The following is a 10,813-nucleotide window of genomic DNA, read 5'->3' on the forward strand; positions in this document are numbered from 1 at the left end:
TAAAAGAAAGCGAGTAGTCTTTTTGAGTACGCTTCACATACCCTTTGTTTTCCTGAGGTTTCATACACTGTGAAATTTAGTGTATCGCTATTTTAGGACGGGACAACAAGTTAACTGAAAAAGCTGTCCTTAAAAGGGCAGCTTTTTTTGCTTGCTGGAGAGTTACCTGTCGTTGGTTTCAGCGAGTTGCAGGGATTTTTTTTTCGTTTATATAGCTCCAGATAAAAATAAAAGGATCGCCTGCAGTAGAAAGCCCTTTTGTTGTATTAACATTCTGTAGCGGGTTAAATTCTTTTATATTTATAACTACAGCCTTCAACACATACCACACTGGTTGGTGTTAAAATAAGATAGTTGTCTTCAAAAGTGAATCTATAAGTGATAGCTCCTTCAGGGGTCTCAAATCCAGAGGTAAATCCATCGCAGTTATAATTTAAAAACAACTCCTTTGATTCAACTAAAAAATCGCCGGTCGTACATTCTGAAAATTTGTTAGATTCAAAGGATCCATTGCTTAAAAAGGTGAATTCTTCGCCATTTTCAATATCAACCCAGTATTGTGGTCCGCCAGAACTTATATAAGCCTCTACTAATTTCCAGTTTCCCGTGATAGAGTGGTCGAATGTCAAATCTTTCCTCTCGGATATTTCCTCGTTTTTTGAGCATGAAGACATTATAAAAACGGAAGCTAAAAAAAAATATTTAAGAAATTTCATGATTAGTATATGTTGGTTATACTATAATGACCTTAAAAAGTGTAAATGGTTGCGTGGATTCTTGATTAATATTCTTCCTGCAAGAAAATTTTTAGGGAAGGTTATAGTTCAGGAATAAAAAAATGATAATAATAATTCGCTTTAAATAAAGAGGGTGCCATTTTGATTAAAAGATAGGGTCAATCCCGCTGCATAAAAATTCATATCCTCTACAATGAATTGTCGGGTTATTTCCGAATGCCCAGCATCAATAATTTCAATTACTTCATAGTGATTAAAAATCCACGGCCTATTTTCAACCAGTAATTCTGATTGGGATAAGTGAGGACTGTCATCATCGGACGAGCAGGAGAAAAATAATAACGCAATTAGGATTGTAACGGGTAGATGAATTTTTTTCATTAGTTAATGTCGTTTAATTTTTCCTGGATCTATAGATAATGGTAGTTAAAGTCTCACTTTTAAATATTTTTTTATATTGAATGATGTAACAAATGGAGCTTAGTAATAGACCTCTTTAATTATTTGGTTATCATTCTTTTTGATATTTATCGTATTTACGGATAAGCTTTTTAATAGTGTTTAGAGCTAAGAATCTTCCCGGGGTTGTATGGTCAAAAATTTCAGAAATTCCTTTGTCTTCGGGGGTTTTTGTTTCTTTGACTATACCAAAAGATTTGGATTCAGAAATCAATTCCAATTTATTGAGATCATAAATCTGGATGTGGGTTGATGCTTCGTTATACTTCGTTACTTTCCCAAGATTACTGCTGTGAGCAGAACTACCCATCTCATCCCTTATAATTTTTGATTCTATATTTATCAGGAAATCGCAGTTAGAGAGTTCTTTTATTTCTCTAAGTTCTTCTTTACCCGGGTTAAGAGGCAGTTGCTCTTTTATTATTTTTGTCTGTCTCAATTCTATTAATTCAAATAAGGAATCCCCCAGGATTTTTTGAAATTCATTTTTGGCAAATAAGTAGGCATCGTTGTCCTTATAATTCGTGTAAGGCTCATTCAGGATCCATTTACCATTCTTGAAATCTACTTTCTTTCCTCTATCAAAATCGTAGCTGTATTTTGCGCCACCGCAACCAGTGATAATATATAGTAGTAGAAATATTAATATTTTATTTCTTTCAAATTTAAACTTCATTTTTAATAGCGTTGATTATTGCTTTTATGGATTCCATTGTTATAATTTGTGAGCCGTACTTTCATTCCAGTACATGGATCGTTTCTCTATACAATTTCCGCAATCTATATTCCTGACCCTGTAAATTCTGGAACCGCATTTTTAATTCCACCAGGAAAGCATTGACATTTTCCACATTAGTAAATTCTAAAAATATTCTTTCTGCTATTTTGTCAATTGATACGTCTGTAATGTCCTGTTGTAATTCGTAAGCCTGACTTATATTCTGTAATGTTTTAAAATCAAACTCAGCTATTATTCCAATGGATTGAGCTGAACTCCATGCCGAATTTGAAAGAGGTTTGTCAATCAGATTTTTATTATTCAGGATTAACTGTACCTGAATATAATTTTGGTTCTCAGCTACTATGGGAATGCTATCGTTGTTCCTTTGAATTAAATCATCAAGATTCCTGATGATTGCTTCATGATCAACTATCCATTCATCCAGAATTTTTTGATTATCAATAAGCTCAGCTTTTATTTGTTTCAGGGCGTTGTTTTTGTCTCTATTTATTTTTGCATCTTCATAAGTTTTATTGATAAAGAGAGCAAAAAGCACACTAAAAACAATGAGCAATCCTTCACCAAAATATTTTTTAAAATCGACTTTAATTTTTGATTTTTTCATGTCTGGTATTAAAGATTAAAGCTGATGAGCTTTCCCGATGGTTTTGGAGTCTGCAGGATAATCAGGCGTTGCTATTAAATCTGGACTGAGAATTGAGACAGATTTTAAGATTATATTTTTTTTACTTTTTTCATATCAATTGATTTAAACCAGTTTTGACCGTCAATATTTAATTCTACGGTGTTCAATAAATATTTTAAAGTCTGAACATCATCACCATACCCGGAAAGCATTTCCTGGTTGACATCCATAATGAAACCTGATATTAAATTTTCATCAGCGAAAATCCTGTAAATAATCCTCTGGTCTAAGTTAAATGGTTTGTTTCTTATAATGGCAGCAACTTTTGTTTCAACCTCTTCAAATTTAGTTTTTTCGGTTTCCACAAAAATGGTTTTGTCTGCACTGATGAAAAGATTTACATAGAAAGGCTCCTGCGTATTTATTTCCTGGCAAATGGCCTTATTCGCCGAAAAAAGGATAAGGAGCAAGAAAATCGTGTTTTTAAACATCATAATTTTGAAATAAATAAAGTTATTGTTTATAACGTCAGACTGTCTAAAAACCTGCTTTTTCTTAATAACTTTGTTGACTTCTTACCTGGGATGGATGTTTGATTTTTAGCACATTGAGGTATCTTCATGTTATGAGGTTTATTATAGGAAAAGATCGTAAACAATCAGCTTTGTTCCCTGTTTCTTTAGAAGAAAGTATTGGAGTAGAAAACGAAGTTCGTGCTATTGACCTCTTTGTCAATAGCCTTGATTTAGAAAAGATGGGTTTTAAAGTGTGCTTTCCTGAAGGCGGAAGACCAGCTTACCATCCTGCTGTATTGCTCAAATTGTTTATCTATGGGTATTTGAACCGGATTCGTTCTTCCCGGAATTTAGAGAAGGAATGCAGGCGAAACATTGAAATGATGTGGCTCATTGAAGAACTTTCCCCGGATCATAATACCATTGCCAACTTCAGAAAGGATAATCCCGATGCCATTAAAAGGGTCTTTCGTGCCACAGTGCAATTGGCGAAAAACTTTAACCTGATTGGCGGTAAAATTATTGCCGGTGACGGTACTAAACTCCGTGCACAGAACAGCAAGAAAAACAATTTCAACACTAAGAAAATTGACAGACACTTACAGTATATAGACCACAAGCTGGAGCAGTACACAAAGGATCTTGCCAGTGCTGATGGAGAGGTTGAAAGAGAGGAAGCCCAAAAGAATATCAAGCTTCACAGCAGCAGAAAAGAAGGCTATGAAAAACTGCAGCAACAATTGAAAGAAACAGGGGAACCACAAATTTCGGCCTCTGATCCGGAGAGTCGCCAAATGGTTATCCGCGGCAACACTACAGAAGTAGCCTACAATGTACAATCAACTGTAGATGCCAAACACTGCATCCCCATCGATTATGAAGTCACTAACCAGAATGATAAAAAAGCGATGGGAGCTATGGTGAGAAGAGCAAAATCTATTCTTGGAACCACCGACTTTACAGCTCTTTTTGACAAAGGCTATTATACAGGATCAGAGTTGGGGATTGTTCAGGGCTTAGGAATTAAAGCACTGGTTGCAATACCTGATCAGGCTTCCACTGCACCGGACTGTAATTACAACGTTCAAAACTTCACCTACGATCAGCAGAATGATACTTATACCTGCCCTGAGGGATATCAATTAACTACTAATGGAAAGCTTTACCTGAAATACCGTGGAACTTCCAACCAGACAGAATTTAAACAATATAGGACCAAGGCTTGCAAAAGCTGTCCGGTAAAAAATTTATGTACTAAGGCAAAAAATGGAAAGGTCGTTGAACGTAATACTTTTACACCTATGTATGAGCAAAACCGGAAAAACGTGGAGGAAGATCCGGAACTATATCTGCGAAGGCAGGCTATTGTAGAGCATCCTTTTGGAACTATAAAGAGGCAGTGGGGTTTTGATCACATCCTTTCCAAGAAAGGCAAAAAACGAGCCTCTGCCGATGTAGGCTTTATCTTTATTGCCTACAATCTCAAACGAATACTATGTCTGATGGGTAAAAAAGGGTTCCGGGAGGTGTATGCCCAGTTGGTTATTTGTTTATTTATCTTAAAAGAGACCTATAAAGCTATTTTAACTACATTTTACCCAACTGATCCAGTAAACCTTATTTTCTGTCCTGATCCTGGTTCCAACTTAAAAAGGCTTATTTTAGTCCATAATTGGCGGTAAACTTAGGTTTTTAGACGGACTGACGTCCCGTATAAAAAAACAGAGCCAGCGAGCCCGATTGTCCGCAGGCCAATCAGGCGTTGCAAGCGAGCACGGAATTTCGGTTCAAGACAGGTTTTAGCATTGTTTTTAATGTTGTGCATCGTTATCTTATTCTTCGAATATTCTGTTTACCCTTATCTTCCATTCCCCGTTCTGAAAAAAAAATTGACCTGACATATGAGCTCCCTCAATAGGATGATATAATGAAAATGTTACAGTATCTTTTTTTGCATCACGAATTTCTAGCAGGATAGCATCGTTAATTCCTTCTTGCTTTATATCAGTTTAATCCACTATTCTCACTCGTTCACCAAATTTTTTCAAATCATACTGATCCGATACAAATTCATTCTTAATCAGTTTCAAAGGAATTCTTTCGGGAATTTCTCCGTGAAGCCACATCTGAAAATCTGGCACATCCAAAACCAACTGAAATGCTTCTTCTAAATTTCGGTCTTGACTATTTAGTTTTTCTACCTCTTTATTCATTGAATGGTTTTCTTGACGTCCAATGATGAATAAAAGCAATATAAGTGTAATAAATTTCATCATATTTATAATTCTGACTAACGTCAAATTTATTTATTATTTGTCCCAATCCTTTTAATGATCGGCTCTCACCAATTTTGAAGGTCTAATTTTTTTTGGAAAAAGACACAGAAATTTGACGTTAGCCGAAGAAATTAATGGAGTTTCTTCATGTGGGGAATTATGCACAACAAGTTAATAAATGCCCTTTTCTGTTTATTCCAAATAAACGGCTGGCACTTATCATTCATAAAATTGTAGGGATATTGTAAACATACTGAAATAGTAGCAACTACAGCAGCTAATACGTGAGAAATTGTGCGGTTTTTTGTAGGAGAGGAATGCTTCAGGAGTTGCGGTGACCTCAAAAATTTCAGAACTATTGGTCATTTTCTGAGTGAATATTTATTCAGGATTTTATAGAATTCTTATTCCATAAAATTGATCTGACAGGATGAGTACAGAACTGCTTACCATCACCACAAAAGTGGTGATTAACTGAAATTTCCAGCCCAGTTTGTACTTTTTGGAGATGCCGTAAACCATCAGAAACAAAAGTGCCGTTACAATTGCAGGAATCGTGAAAAGCCCCACATCGAGAAAAATACCGATTCTTCCTTCATCATTTGGATTGATGAAATTTATAAGTCCGGCCAGGAACCTCATGTAAAAGGCGGTGAATAAAAGCGGGTAGAGGTACTTATTCCAATGCCTGGATTTCAGGAAAAGAAAGATAATAAAAGCCTGTAAAAACGTTACGACAGGACCGGAAGCAGAGATGACGACTTTATGCCAGTCGGTGGGCATTCTGTTGGTGTCGACAGATGTTCCGTTGATTCTCATAATGGAATTATATCCCAAAAATTCGCCGGTAAGCCAATGAGCAAATTCGTGCAGCAACCAGGCAAACAGCACTGCGCCTATGACTGCTAAAATGTATTTATAAGTTACTTTTTTATCTGTCATCTCTTACCCTGGATCATGTATGAGGTAGGGGTTCGGTAAACTTAATAAAAATGCGTCAGGTGCAGCAGCATTTATTAATGCAGAAAATTTTTCAGCAAAAACAGGAGGATTTTTTCCTCGCTTACGTAGGTTTTTTTCAGCATACGCCAGGCGGGTTTGCCGAATTCAAATTCATTGCCACTACTATCGCTGTAATTCCATTTTCCGAAAATATCCTTTTTCAGAAAAGCCTGTTCTTTACCCGATATGTATTCAAGATTACCCGAAACATCCCGCTTAATGCTAATCTCTGTTTCATTTCTTTTTTCTTCATAGGTAGGATAGCCGAAAATATCTGTTCCAAATTCAATCCTGTTGTTCCGGTTGTCTTCTATAATGACCTCGTTCGAAATGTTGATGTCAAAGCTTGCTTTATATCCAGATTCGAACCGGTACCTGTAAATAAGATATCGGAAAAAATCCATTTCCTGTTCTTTGTCCCCGACCAGATTTTCATATTCCTGCTCAAGATAGTCTTCGTGAAATGTCAACTCATTGCCGTTGCTGTCAGAAAATATGATATTATCAAAAACGTCTTTTTTCAGGTAAGCCGAATAATCCTTTTCTTTAGATTCATATTCCAGATTGTTGAAAATATCATATTCAATACGCTGGGCTTCCACCTGATGGTTAAGAACGATAAGCAGTAATAGAAGAAGATAGTTTTTCATTGCGATGATAGTTCTTTTAAATCTTATCTGAAGAAAAAGGGTGACTGGCGGGTAACCGGAATTTTTTCAGAAAAAAATTAAAACAAAGTATATCCTGCTACTAATGCAAAGGAATGGTTCTGGTGTAATTTGTAACCTCCATTATCTGTTAATGGTCTTACCGGGAAATAGCGTACTTCAACACTAATTTTTTCATTATATCTGTATCCTATTCCGCCAAAAAAGGTTGGTAGCCAGGTCTGGTTAAAATCGAAATCTGATCTTTCATTGCCTGGGCTCTTAATGATTTCTGAAGAATTAAAAAGAAGATTAATGCTGGCACCCGCATTCACAAACATTTTGGAGTGATTTGCTTTGTCAAGATACATATAGTATCTAAGCCCGAGCGGGAGATCAAGGATGTGGTATTTCATGTTAACAAGAGCCCTATAGCCGCCTGAAGCATTAGGATTAGAAGGAATTGCTTCGGAAGTTGCAATTATTATTTCCTTTTCTGCATCATACATGGAAAATGAAGGTTCCATGTAAACTGCAATTTTTTGATTTACCATAGGAAATATGTATTCTATTTCCAGCCCTATCCTCGGGTCAATTTCATACTGAAAATCTTCAACTATATTGTAAACATCCTGCTTCATACCAAAATTGGTAAAATTCACTCCGGCTTTAACCATTAGGTTGAGCTCTCCTTTTCTGGTTGCATAATGGATTTGAAATTCACTCCCCCGGCATTCGTAATATTTTTGAAAAATATTCATCAAATTAGCACGATTATAGTTTAATTTCATTAGAATATTTTCTGAAATGTCTTCGCAAATAAGAAGATCTGATAGCTGTTGCCTGAATCTATTGTTAGTTCGAATGATCTTGCCTTCCGGTGAATATTTTTTGTAGATCAATTGCTCTACTTCGCCATCTGGTTTTTTTATAAAGAACCTTTCTTGTTCTTTATCTTTGTAATATAAGAGGGAATTCTCTCCCGATAGGAGGGTTCTTAAAAAAAGAACTTCTTCCTGAAACTCTGCGCTTCTTTTCCGGGACAGATCCTTAATATCTTCGGGGGAGCGATCAATGTTGACTGTGTGGCGTATATATCTGTGAGTTTCCCCTATTCCGAAAGCTTTAATTGTAGAAATATCTGCTGTTTTTATTTCTCCATTTGGCGATATTTTATAAGAAATTTTTGTGGGAGTGCCAGCCATCTCATCAAGCCGAATAAATACCTCGGAAGTCTTACCGGATTGATGGGTAATATAACCTTTGTCAAAGGTGATTTGTGAAAAGGATGAAAAAGAAAATAGTGTGAAAAGAACAAAAAATAGAAATTTCTTCATTTGGAGTGGTTAGATGTTAAAAAGTTGGCAATATAAAAATTTGAAAGGTAATATTCAGGTGAGGGTGATTTTTTCAGGGGAAATACCACTATAGGCGAATTAACATCTCAAATTTGCAGATACCACCATGCGCCAGGGAATGAGGTTAAGGAACAGGTTTCTTCCTGGTTATAAAGTAAGTTGTTTCACCGCAGAGAGTATTCAGGGCAGGGCAGAAAGCGCGTGATCCTGAAAAGTTTTGGAGGAGGAGCGAAAATGTATTTTGCAGTTATTCTTTTTTGGACTTGCCTGCCGAAGTTTTTTGATCAAGGGTGGCCACAAGTTTGAGTAGAGTTTCTTTGAATGCGCTAATTTCAGATTCCGAAATAGTGGTGTCCTGAAAAGAGTCCATTAATTTATCCGGAATGGAGCTGGCTTGTTTTTTCAGCTTATCTCCTTTTTCTGTTAGGGAAACTATTACACTTCGTTCGTCAGATATGGAACGTTTCCGGGTAAGTAATTCTTTGCTTTCCAGTCGCTTCAGTAAAGGCGTGAGCGTGTTAGATTCCAGCATTAAACGATTACCAATCTCATTAACGCTCTGTTCTCGATTTTGCCACAATACTAGCATAACCAGATATTGAGGATACGTGATATTCAGTTCGTTCAGGTATGGGGCATATGCTTTGGTTGTAAGCCTGGAGGCTGCATACAACGGGAAGCAAAGCTGGTTTTCCAGGTAAAGACTTGAGAAGGAATTATCCATAGTTACAGTAGCTTTTTGATAGTAGATTCCATTTTTTCAGGTTTTGTAATGGGAGAAAATCTTTTAACCGGTTTTCCATTTTTGTCGATGACAAACTTTGTGAAATTCCACTTGATTTTACTTCCCAGAATACCACCACTCAATTCTGATTTTAGGTATTTAAAGAGGGGATGGGCATTGTCTCCATTTACATCTACTTTATTAAACATGGGAAAACTCACTCCGTAATTCACCTGACAAAACTCCTGAATTTCTTCAGAATCCCCGCTTTCCTGATTACCAAACTGGTTACAGGGAAAACCAAGAATCATAAGGCCTTGAGCTTCATATTTCTGAAAAAGGATTTCCAGGCCTTCGTATTGAGGAGTGAGACCACATTTACTTGCCGTATTAACAATGACGACGGTCTTGCCTTTATACTTGCTCATAGAAATAGATTCGCCGGTAATGCTTTCTGCTTCAAAATCGTAAAATGTCATAATATTTTTATTTTTTGTTTCTGAATAAATATTTTAATGCTCCTGTAGACCAAAGTGCCCATAGGATTAATACAGGTTGAAAAAATAATCTGATCAGCCGTTTTTGATCTGTATCAAGGCCGAAGGCATCAATTCCATTGGTATACTGTGAAATGTTCCCCGGAAATATCAGGATGTAAAAAATGGCCAGGGCGATTCCCACCTTTACTTTATGCTTTACCATAAAGATCAACAGGAGGCCTATGGTAATTTCTATAATTCCTGAAAACAATACCACGAAATCCATAAAAGCCAGATCTGTTGGCAGCCATCGTGGCACCTGCGCCTGAAACTCATCCCGCTGAAAAGTTAAATGTCCAATACCTGCCAAAGTCATTAAAGCTCCCAGTATTATTCGCAGGATTTTCTGAGCTAAATTTGTCTTCATATAAATGAATCTTGCAGTATTAAATCGTCCACGATGTAAATATAGGTAAAAATATTTGTTTCTAGTTATAAATGGATAATTGTAAATAAATTTCAATATGTTAATCGAAATGGCTTTTTGCGCTCCAAAAAAATTCTGAAAATCCTTCTGAAGCCTGTTTTTATTTATGGCAATAGTCTTGGACCAAGGATGTTCATCCACAGTATAAATCCAAATATTCCACCAAATAAGCCGCTTAAGATAAAAGTAAATCTTAACCTCTTTGGGATTATTTCAAATACGATAAACAAGGATATTAATAAACCAATAGTGCCTAAAATAACCGAAACTGTACCCGGCCATAAATTTAATATTACTGAAATTTTTTTTTCGTCACCGGAGAAAAAACTTCCTGCTGGTGCAATTAATTCACTACTAACAGACATCGCAAGGTTAAAAATTTCTCTCAGCCAAAATAGACTTAGAAAAACAGCCAGCCAGTCAATTAAATTCAGCCTTCTTTGGTTTATTTTCTTTCTTCTTAAAAATAACAATATCAATCCCATTGTCCCCGTTAGAGTTGTATGCAATGGTCCCCCAATCGTTATTAAAAGTCTATCTGATTCTAATTTCTCAAATCGTTTCTCGTATTCAGCTTTTTGGGCAAAATCGTGTCCATTTTCGATGGCGGTTTTATTATTTATATAGATTTCACTTAGCTTTTTATATAAATCAGGACATTAGTGTCCATTAAAAATTTTTAAATGTTCTTTGAAATTACTGATAATCTATACTTTACAAGCCTAATTGGCACGTGACGATTTGAATTGATTAGGTTTAGCC

At 36.0% G+C, this 10,813-nt stretch carries 14 protein-coding genes; 1 reads left to right on the top strand and 13 read right to left on the bottom strand.

The genetic code is table 11. From position 1 onward, the window contains the following. Window positions 1–284: 284 nt before the first annotated feature. The 5 genes from IE056_RS18030 to IE056_RS18050 all read right to left on the bottom strand — a co-directional run bounded on the left by IE056_RS18030 (window position 285) and on the right by IE056_RS18050 (window position 2,928). The gene (locus IE056_RS18030; protein WP_189606387.1) at window positions 285–716 is read right to left on the bottom strand and encodes a hypothetical protein; all 432 of its coding nucleotides are present in this window, start codon (window positions 714–716) and stop codon (window positions 285–287) included. Window positions 717–857: 141 nt separating this feature from the next. Beyond that, window positions 858–1,118: a hypothetical protein gene (locus IE056_RS18035; protein ID WP_189606388.1), complete on the bottom strand. Its 261-nt coding sequence runs from the start codon at window positions 1,116–1,118 to the stop codon at window positions 858–860. A 130-nt stretch (window positions 1,119–1,248) separates the two neighbouring features. Further along, entirely contained in the window at window positions 1,249–1,872 is a 624-nt protein-coding gene (locus tag IE056_RS18040) for a hypothetical protein (RefSeq protein WP_189606389.1), read from the bottom strand. Window positions 1,873–1,933: 61 nt separating this feature from the next. Next, window positions 1,934–2,542, bottom strand: coding sequence for a hypothetical protein (locus tag IE056_RS18045; RefSeq protein ID WP_189606390.1), 609 nt, complete (start codon window positions 2,540–2,542; stop codon window positions 1,934–1,936). A 110-nt stretch (window positions 2,543–2,652) separates the two neighbouring features. Beyond that, entirely contained in the window at window positions 2,653–2,928 is a 276-nt protein-coding gene (locus tag IE056_RS18050) for a hypothetical protein (RefSeq protein ID WP_189606391.1), read from the bottom strand. Window positions 2,929–3,188: 260 nt separating this feature from the next. On the opposite strand from IE056_RS18050, the gene IE056_RS18055 reads away from it, so the two are divergent. Further along, on the top strand, window positions 3,189–4,760 hold the full coding sequence (locus IE056_RS18055; protein WP_189606392.1) for an IS1182 family transposase: 1,572 nt from the start codon (window positions 3,189–3,191) through the stop codon (window positions 4,758–4,760). A 327-nt stretch (window positions 4,761–5,087) separates the two neighbouring features. Here the strand turns inward: IE056_RS18055 and IE056_RS18060 are convergent, their stop codons facing one another. From IE056_RS18060 to IE056_RS18095, 8 genes are all read right to left on the bottom strand, one after another. Further along, window positions 5,088–5,291: a hypothetical protein gene (locus IE056_RS18060; RefSeq protein ID WP_189606393.1), complete on the bottom strand. Its 204-nt coding sequence runs from the start codon at window positions 5,289–5,291 to the stop codon at window positions 5,088–5,090. Between the two features lie 456 nt (window positions 5,292–5,747). Continuing rightward, entirely contained in the window at window positions 5,748–6,296 is a 549-nt protein-coding gene (locus IE056_RS18065) for a hypothetical protein (protein WP_189606394.1), read from the bottom strand. A gap of 74 nt (window positions 6,297–6,370) precedes the next feature. Further along, window positions 6,371–7,006 (bottom strand): hypothetical protein, encoded by a 636-nt coding sequence (locus IE056_RS18070; RefSeq protein ID WP_189606395.1) that lies wholly within the window; start codon window positions 7,004–7,006, stop codon window positions 6,371–6,373. A 77-nt stretch (window positions 7,007–7,083) separates the two neighbouring features. Beyond that, the gene (locus IE056_RS18075) at window positions 7,084–8,340 is read right to left on the bottom strand and encodes a porin family protein (RefSeq protein WP_189606396.1); all 1,257 of its coding nucleotides are present in this window, start codon (window positions 8,338–8,340) and stop codon (window positions 7,084–7,086) included. 268 nt (window positions 8,341–8,608) lie between these two features. Continuing rightward, complete coding sequence (locus IE056_RS18080) at window positions 8,609–9,085, bottom strand: MarR family winged helix-turn-helix transcriptional regulator (RefSeq protein WP_189606397.1); 477 nt, start codon at window positions 9,083–9,085, stop codon at window positions 8,609–8,611. Between the two features lie 2 nt (window positions 9,086–9,087). Beyond that, the gene (locus tag IE056_RS18085; RefSeq protein WP_189606398.1) at window positions 9,088–9,564 is read right to left on the bottom strand and encodes a glutathione peroxidase; all 477 of its coding nucleotides are present in this window, start codon (window positions 9,562–9,564) and stop codon (window positions 9,088–9,090) included. 7 nt (window positions 9,565–9,571) lie between these two features. Next, window positions 9,572–9,991, bottom strand: a complete 420-nt coding sequence (locus tag IE056_RS18090; RefSeq protein ID WP_189606399.1) for a DoxX family protein — start codon at window positions 9,989–9,991, stop codon at window positions 9,572–9,574. A 164-nt stretch (window positions 9,992–10,155) separates the two neighbouring features. Then, on the bottom strand, window positions 10,156–10,536 hold the full coding sequence (locus tag IE056_RS18095) for a hypothetical protein (protein ID WP_189606400.1): 381 nt from the start codon (window positions 10,534–10,536) through the stop codon (window positions 10,156–10,158). Window positions 10,537–10,813: the final 277 nt, after the last annotated feature.

Source organism: Salinimicrobium marinum (assembly GCF_014651535.1).
In the GTDB taxonomy this organism is placed as follows: Bacteria; Bacteroidota; Bacteroidia; order Flavobacteriales; family Flavobacteriaceae; genus Salinimicrobium; species Salinimicrobium marinum.

What these genes read in the sequence shown, in the direction of transcription:
- IE056_RS18030 (WP_189606387.1), bottom strand. Translation starts at nt 716, where the DNA reads ATGAAATTTCTTAAATATTTTTTTTTAGCTTCCGTTTTTATAATGTCT.
- IE056_RS18035 (WP_189606388.1), bottom strand. Translation starts at nt 1,118, where the DNA reads ATGAAAAAAATTCATCTACCCGTTACAATCCTAATTGCGTTATTATTT.
- IE056_RS18040 (WP_189606389.1), bottom strand. Translation starts at nt 1,872, where the DNA reads ATGAAGTTTAAATTTGAAAGAAATAAAATATTAATATTTCTACTACTA.
- IE056_RS18045 (WP_189606390.1), bottom strand. Translation starts at nt 2,542, where the DNA reads ATGAAAAAATCAAAAATTAAAGTCGATTTTAAAAAATATTTTGGTGAA.
- IE056_RS18055 (WP_189606392.1), top strand. Translation starts at nt 3,189, where the DNA reads ATGAGGTTTATTATAGGAAAAGATCGTAAACAATCAGCTTTGTTCCCT.
- IE056_RS18060 (WP_189606393.1), bottom strand. Translation starts at nt 5,291, where the DNA reads ATGAATAAAGAGGTAGAAAAACTAAATAGTCAAGACCGAAATTTAGAA.
- IE056_RS18065 (WP_189606394.1), bottom strand. Translation starts at nt 6,296, where the DNA reads ATGACAGATAAAAAAGTAACTTATAAATACATTTTAGCAGTCATAGGC.
- IE056_RS18070 (WP_189606395.1), bottom strand. Translation starts at nt 7,006, where the DNA reads ATGAAAAACTATCTTCTTCTATTACTGCTTATCGTTCTTAACCATCAG.
- IE056_RS18075 (WP_189606396.1), bottom strand. Translation starts at nt 8,340, where the DNA reads ATGAAGAAATTTCTATTTTTTGTTCTTTTCACACTATTTTCTTTTTCA.
- IE056_RS18080 (WP_189606397.1), bottom strand. Translation starts at nt 9,085, where the DNA reads ATGGATAATTCCTTCTCAAGTCTTTACCTGGAAAACCAGCTTTGCTTC.
- IE056_RS18085 (WP_189606398.1), bottom strand. Translation starts at nt 9,564, where the DNA reads ATGACATTTTACGATTTTGAAGCAGAAAGCATTACCGGCGAATCTATT.
- IE056_RS18090 (WP_189606399.1), bottom strand. Translation starts at nt 9,991, where the DNA reads ATGAAGACAAATTTAGCTCAGAAAATCCTGCGAATAATACTGGGAGCT.
- IE056_RS18095 (WP_189606400.1), bottom strand. Translation starts at nt 10,536, where the DNA reads ATGGGATTGATATTGTTATTTTTAAGAAGAAAGAAAATAAACCAAAGA.